Raw genomic sequence first — 18,789 nt, 5'->3', positions numbered from 1 at the left:
TCGGCAGGGGCGCCGGGTTCGCCGGAGGCCGGTCCGCCGGGCACCACCGTCACCTGCCAGGGGCCCGCCGCAGCCTAGGAATCCAACCCCAGCAGGTCCGCGGCCAGCTCCCGCATCTCCACCTTGCGGATCTTGCCGGTGACCGTCATCGGGAACGCGTCCACCACGTGCACGTAGCGCGGGATCTTGACGTGGGCGAGCCGGCCGGTGCAGTACGCCCGGACCGCCTCGGCGGTGAGCGGGTCGGCGCCCTCCCTCATCCGGACCCAGGCCATCAGCTCCTCGCCGTACTTCGGGTCCGGCACGCCGATCACCTGGACGTCCAGGATGTCCGGGTGGGTGTAGAGGAACTCCTCGATCTCGCGCGGGTAGAGGTTCTCCCCGCCGCGGATCACCATGTCCTTGATCCGGCCGGTGATGCCGAGGTACCCGTCCTCGTCCATGACCGCCAGGTCCCCCGTGTGCATCCAGCGGGCGGCGTCGACGGCCTCGGCCGTCCGCTCCGGCTCCCCCCAGTAGCCGAGCATGACCGAGTAGCCGCGGGTGCAGAGCTCTCCGGGCTCGCCCCGGGGTACCGTCCGGCCGGTCTCCGGGTCGACCACCTTGACCTCCAGGTGCGGGCCCACCCGGCCGACCGTCGACACCCGGCGGTCCACCGAGTCGTCCGCCCGGGTCTGGGTCGACACCGGCGAGGTCTCCGTCATCCCGTAGCAGATGGACACCTCGGCCATGCCCATCCGCTCGATGACGTCCTTCATCACCTCGATCGGGCAGGGCGCGCCCGCCATGATGCCGGTGCGCAGCGAGGAGAGGTCGTAGTCGGCGAAGCCGGGATCGGCCAGCTCCGCGATGAACATGGTGGGTACTCCGTACAGCGAGGTGCAGGACTCCGCCGCCACGGCGGCCAGGGTGGCCGCGGGGTCGAAGGCGGGCCCGGGGATGACCATGCAGGCGCCGTGCGAGGTCGCCGCCAGGTTTCCCATGACCATGCCGAAGCAGTGGTAGAACGGGACCGGGATGCAGATCCGGTCGCGCTCGGTGTAGGTGCACAACTCGCCGACGAAGAAGCCGTTGTTGAGGATGTTGTGGTGCGACAGCGTCGCGCCCTTCGGGAAGCCGGTCGTCCCCGAGGTGTACTGGATGTTGATCGGGTCGTCCGGGCTCAGCGCGGCCTGCCGCTCCGTCAGGAGGGCCGGGTCGCCCGCCCTGCCCTGTACCAGCAGGGCGTCCCAGTCCGGTCCGCCGAGCAGTACGACCTGCTCCAACTCCGGGCAGTTCGGGCGGACTTCGGCGATCATCGCGGCGTAGTCGGAGGTCTTGAACCGCTCGGCGGCGACCAGTAGCCGGACCCCGGCCTGGTTCAGCACGTACTCCAGCTCGTGCGAGCGGTAGGCCGGGTTGACGGTGACCAGGATGGCGCCGAGCTTCGCGGTGGCGTACTGGGTGAGCGTCCACTCCGCGCAGTTGGGCGCCCAGATGCCCACCCGGTCGCCCTTGGCGATGCCCTGGGCGAGCAGGCCGAGCGCCAGCGCGTCGACGTCCGCGGCGAACTCCCGGTAGCTCCACCGGCGGTCGGCGGCGCGGTCGACCAGGGCGTCCCGGTCGGGGAAGGCCCGCACCGTGCGGTCGAGGTTCTCGCCGATGGTGTCACCGAGCAGCGGCACGTCCGAGGTACCCGACGAGTAGCTTCGGGCGGACGGCGTTGTCGACACGGTTGGCCTCCTGGATGCGGCGGGGGTGGTGGGTCACGGACCGGCCCTGCTCCTACCCGTGGAGCCGCGACTCCACCCGCAGGGGGCCGGCCGGGGGTGGCGTTGCGGATGACCATGATCCACGCCGCGCCCGGAATCGGCCAACCCCCGAATGGGGGGTCTGCCGGGCCGTCAGGCCGGGCTCCGGACATCTCCCTTGCCGGGCACGCCTGTTCGGCCTGGGAGATGTCCGGGGCCCGGTCCTACCGGACGGTCAGCGACCGGTGGCGGCCGTGATGGGCGGGCCTGCGGGTGCGGGGCCCAGCGTCGTGGTGCCCGGGGCGGCGCGGTGTCCGAGCCCGGCCCGGTAGACGTCCAGGGCGCGTTCGGTCCGGCCGGTCCGGCGCAGCAGGTCGCCCAGGAGTCGGCAGAGGTCGGCCAGATCGCCGGCCGCGCCCGCCCGTTCGAGCAGGTCGAGGGCGGTACTGTAGTGCTCCTCGGCGGCCGCCGGTGCGTCCTGGTCCTCGGCGATGAGTCCGAGCAGCCGGTGCGCGCCGGCGGCGTGGACGGCGCCGCGGTCCGGGCCGATCCGGTCGAGCAGGCTGCGCAGCAGGTCCTCGGCCTCGCGGCGGCGGCCGCGGCGGCGCAGTACGTCCGCGAGCTCGACGTCCACCTGGTGGGTGAAGAGTTCCGCCTGCTGGGAGGCCAGCATGCCGCGGGCCGTGTGCAGTTCGCGTTCGGCCTCGGCGAGGTCCCCGGCCTGGGCGTGGACGTAGCCGCGCATCCAGTGGCACTTGGCGAGGTCGGAGGTGAGGCGCAGCCGCTGGTAGAGCTCCTGCGCCTTGGCCAGGGAGGCGTCGGCCTCGGCCGTGCGGCCGTCCGCGATCAGGGTGCGGGCGACGCTCCGGTGCAGCCCGGCGACCAGCGCGGGGTCGGTGGCGCCGGGTGCCAGGGCGAGGGCCAGTTCGGCGGCCTGGGCGGCCCGGGCGTGCGCACCCATGTCCATGTACGGCCCGATGGCCGCGGAGTAGAGCAGGAGCAGCGCGTCGGGGTCGTGCAGTCCGCTCCGGTTGAGCTGGTCGATGGCGGTCTCCAACAGGTAGCACGCGTACCGGAGTTCGCCCGCCAGCAGGTGTGCCACGGCGCGGCCCCGGATGGCGGCGGCGCGGCGCGGCAGCGGCTCGCCGGCCAGCAGGCGCTCGGCCTCCTCGAAGCGTTCCCTGGCCTCGTCGAGGCGGCCGGCCTCCAGCGCGCATTCGCCGAGGCCGAGGACCGCGGCGGGGTGGACGGCGTCGATGCCGTGCTGGGTGGCGCGGTCCAGGACGGCGGCGAAGCGCCGGGCCGCCTCGGCGGTGTCGCCGTCCGCGAGGGCGCTCTGGGCCTCCGTCAGGGCGAGTTTCAGCTCGGCCACCAGGTGGGCCGGCCGGCCGGTGGCGAGTTCGTCGTAGGTGACGCCGAGGCGGTCGGCGAGGTGGCGCAGCGCGGCCTCGGAGGGGTGCACGCGGCCCGCCTCGACCGTGGAGACGTAGGCCGCGGTGTAGGCGGGTTCGGCGAGCATCCGCTGGGTCAGGCGCCGTTCCCTGCGCAGCCGTTGGACGCGTCGGCCGATACCGTCCGGTTCGCTTTCCGCGGTCATGGCCGCCCCTTCCGTCGGGTTCCTGCCGTTTCCGTCCGCCCCATTGTCGTGGACGCGGCAGTGTTCTACATTAACTCGTCACTTAAGTCTGATTAACCCTCAACTTACATGGCTTCGGAGGCCCATCGTGCGTCACCGCGGATTCACCACCACCCTGGCCGGAATCACCGCCCTGGCGGCGCTCTGCCTCTGCGCCGGGCCGGCCACCGCAGCGGACCAGGCCCCCGCCACCACGGCCGCCACGGCAGGCCCGGCACAAGCCCAGGCCGCCCCCGCTCAAGCCCCCGCCCGACCGGGCGCCGGGCACCAGGTCGAGGCCTTCGCCGAGGACGGCGCCATCAGCCGCACCCGGGTGCCGGCCGCCTCCCCGTTCACCGCCCCGCAGTCCCTGGCCGGACCGGCCGAGGGCGACGGCACCGTCACCCAGGTCGTCCACAACGGCAGCACCGCCGCGAAGCTCGACGTGGTGGTGATCGGAGACGGCTACACGGCCGCCGAGCAGGGGAACTTCCTCGCCGACGCCGCCAGGAAGTGGCAGGAGATCACCGCCGTCGAGCCCTACACGACCTACCGCGCGCTCTTCAACGTCTGGGCCGTGCAGGCCGTCTCCGCCCAGTCCGGCGTCTCGGGCGATCCGGACCGCGCCACCGTGCGGCAGACCGCCCTCGGCTCCTACTTCTGGTGCGAGGACACCGAGCGCCTGCTCTGCGTCGACACCGACGCCGTCGACCGCTACGCCGCCAAGGCCCCCCAGGCGGACCTGGTCCTCGTCGTCGCCAACAGCGCCAAGTACGGCGGTGCGGGCTACAACGACGTCGTCTCCCCGCTCGGCTACTCCGGGATAGCCACCGTTTCCGGCGGGAACGACCGCTCCGGCCAGGTGGCCGTGCACGAGACCGGCCACTCCCTGGGCCTGCTCGCCGACGAGTACTTCTACGACGGCCAGGGCGCCTACCAGGGGGAGGAGCCCACCGAGGCCAACTCCACCACGCTGACCGCCGACCAGCTGCGCCGCAGCCGCACCAAGTGGTACCGCTGGCTCGGCCGCACCTCCCCCGACGGCGGCACCGTCGGGGCGTACGAGGGCGGCGGCTACTACCCCACCGGCCTCTACCGACCCACCGACAACTCGATCATGCGATCGCTCGGCCGCGAGTTCAACCTCCCCGGACGCGAGGCCATGATCGCCGGCTTCTACCGCTACGCCGCCACCCTCGCCAGCCCGACCCCCACCACCACCCTTCTCACCCCGGCCGACCGGCTCGCCGTCGAGCTGCCCGCCCCCGGCACCCGGCTGCGCTGGTACCTCGACGGCCGCGAGCTGACCGCCCTGCGCGACCGCACGGACCTCGCCGTCGGCGCGCTGCACCTCACCGGCCCCAAGCACCTGCGCCACCGGCTCACCGCCGTGGCGACCGACCCGACCCCCGCCGTGATCGACCCGGCACTGCGCCGCGACCTGACGGACACCCTCTCCTGGGAGGTCACGCGCTGACCCGCCCCGGGCCGCCGGCCGACCGCTGTGGCACAACCGACCCCGCCCCGGGCCGCCCGCCGACCGCTGTGGCCCGGGGCCAGGCGTGAACCCGGGCCCTGGGCACACCACGGGGGTCGGGAATGACGGTCGGATCGTCGGACGAGAGGTACGCGAGCCACCGCGCCGCGCAGGCCGTCCGCATCGTCGCGTGGCTCGCCTCGCCGATGCCGCCGGCGACCGGGCGTAGCCACCGACCCGCCACGTCACCGGAGCCCGGCGTAGCCACCGACCCGCCGTAACCACCCGCCCCCGCCCGGCGCAGCGATCGACCCACCCGGCCGACGCTACCGTCCGTTGCCGAAATGCCGGACAAACCGCCGAAAACCCGGACCGAGGTGACCGACTGTCACTTCCCGGCAGGTCCCGCACAAACGGCAGCGCAGCCCCGCCCAGGCGCGCGTAGGCTGAATGGTGCGGGTGGTGGCACATTCCATCCGATGCCAGTGAGGGAAGACCACGATGAGTCAGGTCATCCGGCATCCCGAGGGTAAGTTCCGGCCGCCAAGCGAGCCTCGCCTTGTTCGCGGAAGGCGCCTCCGGTCCTGGGCGAAATCCCGTGTCAGCCGGGCCTGGCGGATGCGGCGCGTCCACTCCGAGGCCCACCAGCGGGTCGCCACCCCACAGAAGTGGCGCGGTCGCTGGACACCCGGGACGTACGTCAAGGTGCTGTCGCGGATCGGCACCGTGGTGTTCCTGGGCTGGCTGGCCCTCGCCGTCACCGTGATCATCGGCGGGAAGCCCGGGTTCGTCGAGCGGACCTGCCGCAACACCGGCCAGTCCTGCAGCGTGGTCGTCGGCTTCAGCACGCCGTTCCTCGTCCTCTCGCTGAGCACGGCCGTCTTCCTGGCCGTGCGGCACTGGAAGACGATCCGGCCGCTCGGGCGGACCGCGCGCAGGAACCCCCGCCAGCTGGTGCCCACGGCCGGCACGATCATCGACGAGGTGGTCGGCCGGCAGGAGCTGTGCTCGGTCATCGCCCAGGCCCTGCGGGACCGCCGCCACCGCCGGCCGTACGTGCTGGTGGGCGGTATCGGCAGCGGGAAGACGGCCGTACTCGTCCAGCTGACCCAGGTACTGGCGGAGAACGGCGCCGTTCCCGTCCCGATCCACCTCCGGCGCGCCGACCTCGAAGGGGACGACCTCAACTTCAGCGAGCTGGCCAAGAAGCGCTTCTGCGACGAGGTGGACCCGGGGGTGGTGTCCCGGGCCCAGGCCGAACGGGTGTGGCGCCAGCTCTGCATGGAGGACAAGGCCGTGGTCATCGCCGACGGGCTGGAGGAGGCGTTCTGCGACGACGACCGGCAGTCGAACCGGGACAGCGTGATCCGCCGCGCGATCGGCCGGGCCCAGAAGCAGCGGCTGCCGCTGGTGATCGCCTCGCGTCCGCACGCTGCGCTCGAAGGGACCCAGGCGGCCGTCATCGATCTCGAACCGCTCAGCGAGGAGGCCGCGCTCGACTACCTGGCCCAGCACGAGCCGGGCGCGGACAGCCGGAGGCTGGACTGGATCGTCGAGACGGCCGCGGTCGCGGAGTCGCCGCTCTACCTGCAGATCGCCCGCCAGTTACGGCAGCACCAGCTCCTGGAGCACTTCGAGAACACCAAGGAGTGGGACCAGATCGACACCCGGGGCGGCGACCGGTCGGGCATCCGGCTGAGCCTGCTGCAGTCCTGGCAGAAGGCCCTCGTCAACGGCCATCTCCGGGCCCAGTTCGACATCTCCCCGGAGCAGCGGAAGCGAACGGTCTGGGTGGTCGCGGCGCTGGCCTGCATCGGGCTGCTCAACGACCGGCTGGAGGTCAGGTTCGACGAGCTGATCGGCTGGCCCCGCAAGGGCGACGAGCAGCAGGGAGAGCCGGTGGTCCGCTACCCGGAGATCCTCGCCGGGCTGCGCAAGCACGTGCCCGACCTGCCGAGGGAGTCGGAGGAGTCCTGCTGGCGCACCGCCCTGTCGCGCTACGCGGCGCGGGGTGAGCAGCTCGGGCTGGTGGAGGCGCAGAGCTACAAGGTGCGGTTCCCGCACAGCATCCTGCAGGCCTACCTCGGGTCCTCCTTCCTCGACACCGTCCAGCGGAGATCCGTCGCCGACCTCGAGAAGGCGCTCGTGGAGCCCGGCCGCGAACTCCTCATCGCCCTGGTCCTGCGGTCCCGCCGCAAGCGGGACACCACTCGGCGCGCCACGGTCGAGCTGCTCCGCACGGCGGCCGAGGCCCGGCAGGACGACAAGGCCCTCGACCTGTTCGCCGCGGCGCTGGAGATCGACACCGGCGAGGCCGCCGACTCGGCCCACACCGTCCTCACCGGCGTGATCCGGCAGCGGTGGCGGGCGCTCACCGATGCGGACCCGCGAACACTCGACGAGGCGAAGCTGCGGCTGGTGCACTGCTTCGGCGAGGTGGCCCGCCGGCTCGACCGCCTGAACGCGGAGGAGCCGGGGAAGTGGATCAAGCCCGCCTACGGCGACATGATGAGGATCAGCTGGATCGAGGCCAGCTACCCCGTCCGGCTGGCCATTGCCCAGGAGATCGGCGCTGGCGGCGACAACGCCTTCGACGCCCTGCGCTGGCTCTTCCCGTGGCCGAAGCGGAAGAAGGATCCCGACACACTGCGGTACGACCCGTGGGAGCAGTACAAGAAGGCCATGGAGGACCAGCGGTACGACGAGAGCCGCGAGCGCGAGAAGAGGATCGGCTCGCCCGGTGAGCCCGTCGTGATCGAGCGGGTCGCCCGGACCAGGGTCGAGATCTGGCGCGAGTTCGTCACCAGGGCGTGGCTGGTCCCGATGGTGGTGGGCTCGGTCGGGAGCGAGCGGCGCGACCAGGCGCGCGAGCGGATGGACCTCTGGCTGCAGCACCTCGCGCCGAACCCGGCGACCGGGCGCGCCGACCTGCCGATCTCCCTGGAGATCGCCCTCGCCCAGGGCTTCAAGGGCGCGGCAAACCGCCGCAGGCGGCATCCGGCGACCTCCAACGAGGCCCGGGAGTACCTGATCGAACAGGCGGAGCACATGCTCACGCACGCCCGTTTCTGGTACTCCCAGGTCACCCTGATCCACGCGCTGTGCCTGTGGGAGCTCCCGGACACCACCGACGACGTGCTGGAGGGGACGGCGGTCGGCAGCCGGGCCGGAACCGACCCGCTGCAGGCCGTCGAGCGCTGGCTCGGCATGGCGGGCAGCGAACAGGCACCCGGCGACCGGCCCGCCGAGGAGTCGGCGGCGCAGGGCGGGAACCGGCTGCACCCCTTCGTCGCCGAGGCCGGGGACTTGGCGGCCCTCGCCCTGGAGACCCGGCACCCCGAGCGGTTCATCTGGATCGACGAGAAGGGGGCCATGGCCAACATCGGCTCGCGGCCCGCCGACCCCACGGTCTACCGCAAGCACAACCTCTGGATTCCGCCGTCGGTCGGCTGGAGCACCCTGAACCCGCGCGCCCAGCAGCTGCTCGCCGACATGCTGCTCCTGCTCAACCTCACCGAGCGCGACGGGCAGTTCGTCGACGCCCGGCTGCAGCGCACCAACCGGACGGTGCTGCCGCCCTGTCTGACGAAGGACCGCACCGCGCTCCACCCCGAGCGCACGGTGGGCATGCCGGGGACGGCCGAGCCCGGGACGAGCTGCCTGCGCGGCTGCCAGTTCGAGCTGTGCCCGTACCCCTCGAAGGGGGCGCAGCCGGGCGCCGAACTGCGCGAGCCCTTCTGCCGCCAGCAGCAGGCGCTGCTGAAGCGGCACACCGTCCGACGGGCCAGGGCGGGTTGGCAGGGCATGACCGACCGCGAGCTCGGCCGGTTCTGGACGGCGATGGCGGAGCGGACCAGGACGCCCTCCGCGGCACAGGCCTCCGACACGGAGGTCCGCCAACCGGGCGGGCGGTGGCGCCGGTCCGGTGGCAGGGGGCGGCAGCCGGCCGGTGGGCGGGAGCGCTGACGGCGGGCCGCGGCGGCGTCAGGCGTGGGGCTTGGCGCGGACGTGCATCCGCTCGCCCTGCCGTCCGAAGAGGCTGAGGATCTCGACGGGCTGTCCGTTGGCGCTGCTGAACCAGTGCGGCAGCCGGGTGTCGAACTCGGCGACCTCGCCCGGGCCGAGGACCAGGTCGTGCTCGGCCAGGACGAGCCGCAGCCGGCCGTCCAGCACGTAGAGCCACTCGTAGCCCTCGTGGGTGCGGAGATCGGGCTCGGTACCCCGGTCAGAGATGATCATCTTGTAGGCCTGAAGGGGGCCGGGGCCCCGGGTCAGCGGGACGAACGTGCCGCCGTTCGCCATCGGCCGGGGCCTCAACCGGACCCTCGGGTCCCCCACTTCGGGGGCCCCGACCAGGTCGTCCAGCGGTACGCGGTAGGCGCCGGCCAGCGGCAGCAGCAGCTCCAGGCTGGGGCGGCGCTGGCCGGACTCCAGCCGGGAGAGGGTGCTCTTCGAGATGCCGGTCGTCTCGGACAGCGCGGCCAGCGTGAGGCCGCTCTTGGCGCGCAGCCGCCGCAGCCTCGGGGCGACCTCGTCGAGGACCGTCTGGTAGGTCGGTGGGGTGTCCATCCGGGCATTCCACCCCGGCGTCCCGGAAATGGCAACAGGAGTTGCCATCGTCTCGGCGCCCGGAGCATGCTCCCGGCATGAGCGCACACAGCGATTCCACCCACCCCGACGGACACCGCGACGGACACCCCGACGGCCACGGCGACGGGCACCGCGACCGACCGGGTCAGGGCCAGGGCCACGGACACGGACACAGCCATGGCCACGGGCACGGCCACGGCAGCCACGGCACCGAGATCGACTGGGAGGTCATGGCCACCCAGCTGGAGACCAACGGCGAGCTGCAGCTCCCCGCGCTGCACCAGGTCGCGGCCCGGCTTCGGGAGCTGGTCGGCCCGGAGCACGAGGTCCGGCGCGTCCTCGACATCGGCAGCGGGCCGGGCGTGATGACCAGCGTGCTCGCCGAGGCCTTCGACCAGGCCGAGACGGTCGCCGTGGACGGCGCCCCCGGCCTGCTGGAGCGCGCCCTGGTCCGCGCCGAGCGGCTCGGCCTCGGCGGCCGGGTGACCGTCCGGCACGCGGAGCTGCCGGACGGCCTGGACGGCGGGCTCGGCGCGGCCGACGTGATCTGGAGCAGCCGGGCCGTGCACCACCTCGGCGACCAGCAGGGCGCGCTGAACGCGCTGGCCGGTGCGCTGCGGCCCGGCGGGCTGCTCGCCGTGGCGGAGGGCGGCCTGCCGATGCGCTACCTCCCGCGCGAGCTCGGCATCGGCCGCCCGGGCCTCCAGGCCCGGCTCGACGCCGTCCAGGAGTACTGGTTCGAGGTGATGCGGGCCGAGCTGCCCGACAGCACCACCGTGGTCGAGGACTGGCCCGCGATGCTCGGCCGCGCCGGGCTCACCCCGGTCGGGGGCTTCACCACCCTCCTCGACCTGCCCGCGCCGCTGGGCGGCCCGGCCCGCGGCTACCTGCACACCCATCTGACCCGGGTGCGGGAGGCGATGAGCGAGTTCCTGGACTACGAGGACCGCAAGACCCTCGACGTGCTGATCGACCCCGCGGCGCCGGAGGGCATCCTGCACCGGTCGGACGCCTTCCTGCTCTCCGCCACCACCGTCTTCACGGGCGTGCGCCCCGCCTGACGGCCTGGCCCGGCCAGGGTGCGGCGGCGCCCGGCGCCACAGCCGCCGTCGGCGCCCCGCTCCCAGCCCCCGTCTGCACCACCTCCGGCACCACCATCCGGTCGCCCGGGCCGGCCGCCACCCGGCGGCCGCGCTCCGGGGCGGCCGGCGAACGGAGTTCACGTATGGGACCACGAAGCTCAGGAGTGCATGGTGAAACCCGTCAGTGCAGACCCGGACACGGCAGCGGCCCCAGGTGCGGAGCGGACACCCGCGGTGGGGTGGATACTCGCCGGCCTGTCGCTCTCGATGCTGCTGTCCTCGCTCGGCACCAGCATCGCCAACGTCGCCCTGCCGACCCTGGCCGCGACCTTCGACGCCTCGTTCCAGCAGGTCCAGTGGATCGTCCTGGCCTATCTCCTCGCCATCACCACCCTGATCGTCAGCGTCGGACGCCTCGGTGACCTCACCGGCCGCCGACGGCTGCTGCTCGCCGGGATCGCCCTGTTCACGGCGGCCTCCGTGCTGTGCGGTGTCGCCCCCAGCCTGGAGCTGCTGATCGCGGCCCGTGCCGTACAGGGCCTCGGCGCGGCCGTCATGATGGCCCTCACCATGGCCTTCGTCGGCGAGACGGTGCCGAAGGCCAGGACCGGCAGCGCCATGGGGCTGCTCGGCACGATGTCCGCCATCGGCACCGCGCTCGGCCCCTCGCTCGGCGGCGCGCTGATCTCCGGCCTCGGCTGGCGGGCGGTCTTCCTGGTCAACGCACCGCTGGGGATCGTGACGCTGCTCCTCGCGCACCGCCACCTGCCGGTCGACCGGCCGAGGGCGCGCACGGAGCGGGCGGCCTTCGACCGGGTGGGCACCCTGCTGCTCGCCCTGACCCTCGCGGCCTACGCCCTCGCCATGACGCTCGGACGCGGTCGGTTCGGTGCGCTCAACCTGGCCCTGCTGGCGGCGGCCGTGCTCGGCGCGGGCCTCTTCCTGCGGGCGGAGGCCAGGGCCGCCTCGCCGCTGATCCGGCCGGGGATGTTCCGCGATGCGGCGCTGAGCGCGAGCCTCGTGATGAGCGCACTGGTCTCGACGGTGATGATGGCGACCCTGGTGGTCGGGCCGTTCTACCTCGCCCGCACGCTCGGGCTGGGCGAGGCCCCGGTCGGGCTCGTCCTCTCGGTCGGCCCGCTGGTCGCCGCGCTGACCGGGGTACCGGCCGGCCGGGTCGCGGACCGCTTCGGCGCCCCGCGGATGACCGTCCTCGGGCTGGTCGGCATCGCCGCCGGATCGCTCGCGCTGGCGGTGCTGCCGGCGAGGTTCGGCACGGCGGGCTACCTCGTCCCGATCGTCGTCATCACCGTCGGCTACGCGGTGTTCCAGACGGCCAACAACACCACGGTCATGACGGACGTCCGCCCCGACCAGCGCGGCGTCGTCTCGGGCATGCTCAACCTGTCGCGCAACCTGGGGCTGGTCACCGGCGCCTCGGTGATGGGCGCCGTGTTCACCGTCGCCTCGGCGACCGCCGACATCAGCACCGCCCGCCCCGAGGCGGTCGCCACCGGGATGCGGACCACCTTCGGCATCGCGGCGCTGCTGATCCTGGTCGCGATCGCCACCGCGGTCGGCGGCCGCACCCTCGCGCGGCGGACCGCGGGCGGGGGCAGCGCGGGCTGAGGCGGCGAGCCGGGCGACCCGGGCCAAGGCCGCAGGCCATAGCTTCGCTCTATGAGGCCATAGGTCCATAGCCCCTACAGCCGGCCGCACGGCCCGGGTTTGCTTCAACCACGCGCCCGTCGCCGATCCGCCCGCCCGCGCCCGCCGCCCGTCTGTACGCCCGCCCGCCCGCCTGGAGGAACGCCCCGACATGACCCGCCCGATCCGTATCGCGATCGTCGGCGCCGGCCCCGCCGGCATCTACGCCGCAGACGCCCTGCTGAAGTCCGACGCCGCCAAGGACCCGGGGGTCTCCATCGACCTGTTCGAGCGGATGCCCGCCCCGTTCGGGCTGATCCGCTACGGCGTGGCCCCCGACCACCCGCGGATCAAGGGCATCGTCACCGCGCTGCACCAGGTGCTGGACAAGCCGCAGGTGCGCCTGTTCGGCAACGTCGACTACCCCGCCGACGTCACCCTGGACGACCTGCACCGCTTCTACGACGCCGCCGTCTTCGCCACCGGCGCGATAGCCGACCGGCCGCTCGACATCCCCGGGATACACCTGGACGGCTCCTACGGCGCCGCCGACTTCGTCTCCTGGTACGACGGCCACCCCGACGTCCCGCGCACCTGGCCGCTGGACGCCGAGAAGGTCGCCGTGCTCGGCGTGGGCAACGTCGCCCTGGACGTGGCCCGCATCCTCGCCAAGACCGCCGACGAGCTGCTGCCCACCGAGATCCCCCCGAACGTCCACGCCGGGCTGCAGCGCAACCGGGCCGTCGAGGTGCACGTCTTCGGCCGCCGCGGCCCCGCCCAGGCCAAGTTCAGCCCGATGGAGCTGCGCGAGCTCGACCACTCGCCGACCATCGAGGTCATCGTCGCCCCCGAGGACATCGAGTACGACGACGGCTCCATCGCCGAGCGCCGCGGCAACAAGCACGCCGACATGGTCTCCGCCACCCTGGAGAACTGGGCCATCCGCGATGTCGGCACCCGGCCGCACCGGATCCACCTGCACTTCTTCGAGTCCCCCGTCGAGGTGCTCGGCGCGGACGGCCGGGTGGTCGGCCTGCGGACCGAGCGCACCGAACTCGACGGCACCGGCAACGTCCGGGGCACGGACCGCTTCACCGACTGGGATGTGCAGGCCGTCTACCGGGCCATCGGCTACCTCTCCGACGAGCTGCCCAAGCTGCCCTTCGACCCGGTCTCCGGCACCGTGCCCAACGAGGCCGGCCGCGTCCTGGCCGCCGACGGCTCCCACCAGGCCGCCACCTACGTGACCGGCTGGATCAAGCGCGGCCCGGTCGGCCTCATCGGCCACACCAAGGGCGACGCCAACGAGACCGTCGCCTGCCTGCTCGCCGACCACTCGGCCGGGCACCTCCCCGGCGCCGCCGAACCCGACCCCGACGCCGTGCCGGCCCACCTGCGCGCCCAGGCCGTCCGCTTCACCACCTGGGAGGACTGGCACCGCCTCGACGCGCACGAGCGCGCCCTCGGCACCGCCGAAGGACGCGACCGCGTCAAGGTCGTCGACCGCGAGGAGATGCTCCGCCGCAGCGGCGCCTGACCCCGGCTCCCCCGGGCGGCGCCGCCCGGGGGCACGGAGGCAACGGTCCGGGTCAGCGCCGGGCGGCCGGTCGGGGCGCGGGGCGGCTGCCGGGGACGAGCCACCACAGCAGCCAGGCGACGGTGCCCAGGATCAGCATGTTGACGGCGATCTGTCCCGGTGCCTCGCCGAAGCCGATGTCCCGGAACCCCATCGTCTCGAACAGCACCTGCTTGGTGGCGAGGTAGAGCAGGAAGTCGAAACCGACGACGGCCGCCCAGGCCACGGCCGGGTGCCAGCCGGGCCGGGGGATGGCGTTCAGGAGGGCGAGGACGGCCGTGATCCCGATCGCGGTCGGGAGGAAGTCGTCGCTGATGTGGGCCCAGTAGTTCCACGGCAGGGTCGTGCCGGTGATCCAGATCGCCGCCATGCAGCCGATGAAGCGCACCATGACGGCCAGTACCGCGGTGCCCGCGGCCGAGACGGGCTCGGCGGCGGGCACCGCGGTGAGCGCGGGCGCCGGGGGCCAGGCGGCGGGGGCCGGGGCCTGGACGGGTGCGGTCGCCGGGTAGGACGGGTAGGCCTGGTAGCCGGCGGCGGGCGCCGCCGGCGGGGCGGGCCGGGAGACCTCGGTGGGGGTGGGCAGCGCAGCCGCCTCGCCCGTGTGCAGCAGCTGCTCCAGGGCCGCCAGCGCCTGCTCCGCCGTGGCGCGCTGGGCCGGGTCCTTGGTCAGCAGCGCGGCCAGCACCGGTATCAGGGCGCCCGCCCGCAGCGGGGTGCGCGGTGCCTGGGTCACCACCGCGATGCACAGGGCACTGAACGTCGTCGCACTGAAGGGCGCTTCGCCCTCGACCGCGGAGTAGAGCGTCGCCCCGAGCGACCACAGGTCGTTGGCGGCGGCCGGCGGCCGTCCCTCCAACTGCTCGGGGGCCATGTACGCCGGGGTGCCGATGACCGCGCCGGTACGGGTGAGCGCCGTGGTCGCATCGGTCATGTGCGCGATACCGAAGTCGGTGATGATCACCCGATCGTCCATCAGCAGGACGTTGTCCGGCTTGAGGTCGCGGTGGACGATGCCGGACGCGTGGGCCCGCTGCAGGGCCTTCAGCATCGCCACGCCGATCTCGGCCACCCGGCGCACCGGCAGTGCGCCGTCCCGGGCGATCTCGGCGGCGAGGGAGGTGCCGACCACGTACTCCATGACGATGAGCGGCGCGCCCTCGTGCTCGACCACGTCGTGGACGGTGATGATCCCCGGGTGGTTGAGCCGTGCGGCGGCGCGGGCCTCGCGCAGCACCCGCTGGACGAGCTCGTTGCGCTGCTCCTCGGTGACGCCGAAGGGCAGCAGCACCTCCTTGACCGCGACGTCCCGCCCGAGCGTCTCGTCCCGGCCCCGCCACACGCGGCCCATGCCGCCCTGACCGATCAGCTCAAGGAGCCGGTACCGGGCTCCGATCAGGTCCCCGTTGGTTGCTGTCACGGCCTGTCACCCTAGCGTCTGTGTGGTTGATGGGAAGGTCGGTTGGCGTGAATCAGCGCACACCCGCGGGCCCGGATCGGCACACACCCGCGTGCGCACCGGGCGGACGGCCCGGCACACTCCCCCGCCGGCGGGCCCCGAGGAGGGCCGGTCAGCCGCCGGGGAGGGGCGCCACCACCAGTTCGCCGACCGCTTCGGCGAGCACGGTCCGCGCCTGGGCGGGCAGGCCGTCGTCGGTGACGAGGCAGTCCACGTCGGCGAGCCGGGCGAAGCTGCTGAGCGCGACCACGCCCCACTTGGTGTGGTCCGCGACCACGACGACCCGCCGGGCGCCGGCCACCAGGGCGCGGTTGGTCTCGGCCTCGCCGAGGTTGGGGGTGGTCAGACCGGCGTGCTCGGACACGCCGTGCGCGCCGAGGATCAGCAGGTCCACGTGCAGGGTGCGGATCGCCTGGTCGGCCAGCGGCCCGACCAGTGCCGCGGACCGGGTCGGGCTGCCGCCGGTGAGCAGCAGGGTCGGCGCCGCCTCGCCGAGCTCGCGGGCCGCGGCCCGCAGCAGCTCGGCGACCGGCAGCGAGTTGGTGACCACGGTCAGCTGGGGGACGGCCAGCAGCCGGGAGGCGACCGCGAACGCCGTCGTCCCGGCGGAGACCGCCACCACGCTGCCGGGTTCGACCAGTGCCGCGGCGGCGTCCGCGACCGCGGCCTTCGCGGCCGACTCCCGGGTGGACTTGGCCTCGAAGCCGGGCTCGTCGGCGGTGGCCACGCCGACGGCCACGGCGCCGCCGTGGACCTTCTCGACGCCGCCGCCGCGGGCCAGCGAGTCGAGGTCCCGACGGATCGTCATGTCCGACACGCCGAAGAGCTCGACCAGTTCGGTGACCCGCACCGCGCCGTCCCGGCGCACCTGCTCAAGAATCAGCGCCCGGCGCTGCTGGGCCAGCATCCCCTGATCCGCCACGACGCTCCTCGCTCCCGATCGTTCTGTTCGTACCGCTCCTGCGATACCTGCCGCTCATGCGGTTCGTTCCGGAGGACGGCCGCTGTTCCCCCGCACCTCACCGGCCCAACGTAGCGCAGCCGGGCGCGGGGTCGAGCGACGAGTCGGCCCCCGCGCCGTTCGGCGGGGGAGATAGCGGACATTAGTACCCGAGCACCGATATTTCACCGATCCCCCCACTCTCGTTGTTGCCTTGTGGGTTTTTATGTTTGATTATGTTGCCTCTGGAGGTCGTCGATCGAGTGCGGCTTCGCCGACCGGGCCTCCACCGAGAGGAAGCCGTGATCAGGACGACCAGCAAGCTCGCCGACGGGCGGGAGCTCATCTACTTCGACGCCGACGTCTGCCGGGGCCGCGGCTCCAGCGACCGGCGTCCGCTGGAACCGCCCGTCAACCTGTCGCAGGTGCGCCGCGATCCGGCCACCGGTGCCTGGGTGACCATCGCCGCGCACCGCCAGGCCCGGACGTACCACCCGCCGGCCGACGAGTGCCCGCTCTGCCCCTCGCGCGACGGGCGGCTCAGCGAGATCCCGGACGAGGACTACCAGGTGGCGGTCTTCGAGAACCGCTTCCCCTCCCTCGCGATGACCCCGCCCGACACGAACCCCGACGCGGACCCCGGCGACGACGCCGCCGTGGACGCCCTGCGCGGGCGGCTGCCCGGCACCGGCCGCTGCGAGGTGGTCTGCTTCACCTCCGACCACGACGCCTCCTTCGCCGACCTGGACGAGGACCGCGCCCGCCTCGTCCTGGACGCCTGGACCGACCGCACCGCCCACCTGTCCGCCCTGCCCGGCGTGGAACAGGTCTACTGCTTCGAGAACCGCGGCGCGGAGATCGGCGTCACCCTCGCCCACCCGCACGGCCAGATCTACGCGTTCCCGTTCGCCACCCCGCGCACCGCCCGGATGACCGACCAGGCCGACCGGCACCGCGCCGCCACCGGCCGCAACCTCTTCGAGGACCTGCTCGCCGCCGAACAGGCCGACGGACAGCGGATCGTGCTGGCCGGCGGGCACTGGACGGCGTTCGTCCCCTTCGCCGCCCGCTGGCCCTACGAGGTGCACCTCTACCCGAACCGCCGGGTGGCGGACCTCACCCGCCTCACCGGGGCCGAGCGGGCCGAGTTCCCCGCGCTCTACCTGGAGCTGCTGCGCCGCTTCGACCGGCTCTTCGCCGGCCCGGCGGCCGGCGCCGCACCCGCCCGCACCCCCTACATCTCCGCCTGGCACCAGGCCCCCCGCACCGGCGGCGGCGAACTGGCCCTGCACCTGGAGCTGTTCACCATCCGCCGCACCGCCGACAAGCTCAAGTACCTGGCGGGGGTGGAGTCCGGCATGGACGCCTTCATCAACGACGTGTCGCCCGAGGCCGCCGCCGAACGGCTGCGCGAGGTCGCCTCATGAGCGGCCGCCCGGCCACCGAGAGCCCGGCCACCAGCAGCCCGGCCGCCGACCGCCCCGCCCCGCACGCCCGGACGTTCACGTTCACCCTGGAGAATCACGGATGACCAGCTTCCACACCCTCTACGACTCCTCCCCCGACGGGACGTGGGCGGCCCCCGGCCGGGTCAACCTGATCGGGGAGCACACCGACTACAACGACGGCTTCGTGCTGCCCATCGCCCTTCCGCACACCACCCGGGTCCAGGCCCGCCGCCGCGACGACCAGGTCCTGCGCCTGTACAGCACCCAGGGCGGCGACGAGCGGCCGGTCGTCCTGGACCTGCGCGGGCTCACCCCCGGCTCCGTCAAGGGCTGGGCCGGCTACCCGGCCGCCGTGGTCTGGGCGCTGCGCGAGGCCGGCCACGCCGTCGCGGGCGCCGACCTCCACATCGACAGCACCGTCCCCACCGGCGCCGGGCTCTCCTCCTCCGCCGCCCTGGAGTGCGCCGTCGCGGCCGCCTACAACGACCTCTACGGCCTCGGGCTCACCCCCGCCGAACTCGCCCTGACCGCCCAGGCCGCCGAGAACCGGTTCGTCGGCGTGCCCTGCGGGATCATGGACCAGATGGCCTCGATGTGCTGTCGCGAGGGCCACGCCCTCCTGCTCGACAGCCGGGACCTGACCATGCGCCAGGTCCCGCTCGACCTCGGACGCGCCGGCCTGAGCCTGCTGGTCGCCGACACCCGGGTCAAGCACGACCTCGCCGACGGCGCCTACGCCCGGCTGCGCGCCGGCTGCGAGGAGGCCGCCCGCTCGCTCGGCCTGCCGGCCCTGCGCGAGCTCTCCCCGGCCCGGATGCCCGCCGCCCTCGACCGGCTGCCGGCCCGGCTGCGCCCCCTGGTGCGGCACGTGGTCACCGAGCAGACCCGGGTCGAACAGGCCGTGGCCCTCCTGGAGGCCGGCGACCTGGACGGGCTCGGGCCGATCCTCACCGCCGGCCACGCCTCGCTGCGCGACGACTTCGGTACCTCCTGCCCCGAGACGGACCTCGCCGTCGAGGCCGCCGTCGCCGCCGGCGCGCTCGGCGCCCGGATGACCGGCGGAGGCTTCGGCGGCTCCGTCATCGCCCTGGTCCGCACCGAGGCCGCCGAGACCGTCGCCGCCGCCGTCGACCGGGCCTTCGCCGGGGCCGGCCACCCGCTCCCGCGCACCTTCACCGCGCTCCCCTCCCCCGGCGCCCACCGCGCCGCCACGACCGCCGGGTAG

Annotated in this window: 12 protein-coding genes; 7 read left to right on the top strand and 5 right to left on the bottom strand. The window is 73.7% G+C overall.

Going from position 1 to position 18,789, the window contains the following annotated elements:
* Positions 1-74: 74 nt before the first annotated feature.
* Together ACGFZP_RS17005 and ACGFZP_RS17000 are read right to left on the bottom strand one after the other, a co-directional pair.
* Entirely contained in the window at positions 75-1,712 is a 1,638-nt protein-coding gene (locus ACGFZP_RS17005) for an AMP-binding protein (protein ID WP_392933171.1), read from the bottom strand.
* A 253-nt stretch (positions 1,713-1,965) separates the two neighbouring features.
* Positions 1,966-3,327: a tetratricopeptide repeat protein gene (locus tag ACGFZP_RS17000; protein WP_392933170.1), complete on the bottom strand. Its 1,362-nt coding sequence runs from the start codon at positions 3,325-3,327 to the stop codon at positions 1,966-1,968.
* Positions 3,328-3,454: 127 nt separating this feature from the next.
* Between ACGFZP_RS17000 and ACGFZP_RS16995 the strand changes: the two genes are divergently transcribed.
* Together ACGFZP_RS16995 and ACGFZP_RS16990 are read left to right on the top strand one after the other, a co-directional pair.
* Positions 3,455-4,822 carry a M64 family metallopeptidase gene (locus ACGFZP_RS16995; protein WP_392933167.1) on the top strand — a complete coding sequence of 456 codons (1,368 nt, stop codon included), beginning with the start codon at positions 3,455-3,457 and terminating at the stop codon, positions 4,820-4,822.
* Positions 4,823-5,440: 618 nt separating this feature from the next.
* Positions 5,441-8,788 carry an NACHT domain-containing protein gene (locus ACGFZP_RS16990; protein ID WP_392933164.1) on the top strand — a complete coding sequence of 1,116 codons (3,348 nt, stop codon included), beginning with the start codon at positions 5,441-5,443 and terminating at the stop codon, positions 8,786-8,788.
* 18 nt (positions 8,789-8,806) lie between these two features.
* Here the strand turns inward: ACGFZP_RS16990 and ACGFZP_RS16985 are convergent, their stop codons facing one another.
* Positions 8,807-9,391, bottom strand: a complete 585-nt coding sequence (locus ACGFZP_RS16985; RefSeq protein ID WP_392933163.1) for a helix-turn-helix domain-containing protein — start codon at positions 9,389-9,391, stop codon at positions 8,807-8,809.
* Between the two features lie 77 nt (positions 9,392-9,468).
* Between ACGFZP_RS16985 and ACGFZP_RS16980 the strand changes: the two genes are divergently transcribed.
* The 3 genes from ACGFZP_RS16980 (at position 9,469) to ACGFZP_RS16970 (ending at position 13,678) form a co-directional block, all read left to right on the top strand.
* Positions 9,469-10,473 (top strand): class I SAM-dependent methyltransferase, encoded by a 1,005-nt coding sequence (locus ACGFZP_RS16980; RefSeq protein WP_392933160.1) that lies wholly within the window; start codon positions 9,469-9,471, stop codon positions 10,471-10,473.
* 255 nt (positions 10,474-10,728) lie between these two features.
* Positions 10,729-12,123, top strand: a complete 1,395-nt coding sequence (locus tag ACGFZP_RS16975) for an MFS transporter (protein WP_392933158.1) — start codon at positions 10,729-10,731, stop codon at positions 12,121-12,123.
* Between the two features lie 190 nt (positions 12,124-12,313).
* On the top strand, positions 12,314-13,678 hold the full coding sequence (locus tag ACGFZP_RS16970; protein ID WP_392933156.1) for an FAD-dependent oxidoreductase: 1,365 nt from the start codon (positions 12,314-12,316) through the stop codon (positions 13,676-13,678).
* A 52-nt stretch (positions 13,679-13,730) separates the two neighbouring features.
* On the opposite strand, the gene ACGFZP_RS16965 is transcribed toward ACGFZP_RS16970, so the two are convergent.
* Positions 13,731-15,137: a serine/threonine-protein kinase gene (locus ACGFZP_RS16965; RefSeq protein WP_392933154.1), complete on the bottom strand. Its 1,407-nt coding sequence runs from the start codon at positions 15,135-15,137 to the stop codon at positions 13,731-13,733.
* A 151-nt stretch (positions 15,138-15,288) separates the two neighbouring features.
* A complete protein-coding gene (locus ACGFZP_RS16960) occupies positions 15,289-16,083 on the bottom strand; it encodes a DeoR/GlpR family DNA-binding transcription regulator (protein WP_392933503.1) in 795 nt (264 codons plus the stop codon).
* A 335-nt stretch (positions 16,084-16,418) separates the two neighbouring features.
* Between ACGFZP_RS16960 and galT the strand changes: the two genes are divergently transcribed.
* Positions 16,419-17,543: a galactose-1-phosphate uridylyltransferase gene (gene galT, locus ACGFZP_RS16955; protein ID WP_392933151.1), complete on the top strand. Its 1,125-nt coding sequence runs from the start codon at positions 16,419-16,421 to the stop codon at positions 17,541-17,543.
* A 100-nt stretch (positions 17,544-17,643) separates the two neighbouring features.
* Positions 17,644-18,789 carry a galactokinase gene (gene galK / locus ACGFZP_RS16950; RefSeq protein WP_392933148.1) on the top strand — a complete coding sequence of 382 codons (1,146 nt, stop codon included), beginning with the start codon at positions 17,644-17,646 and terminating at the stop codon, positions 18,787-18,789.

Source organism: Kitasatospora sp. NPDC048239, assembly GCF_043202015.1.
GTDB lineage: Bacteria > Actinomycetota > Actinomycetes > Streptomycetales > Streptomycetaceae > Kitasatospora.
This window is presented reverse-complemented; position numbering and strand designations above follow the sequence as displayed.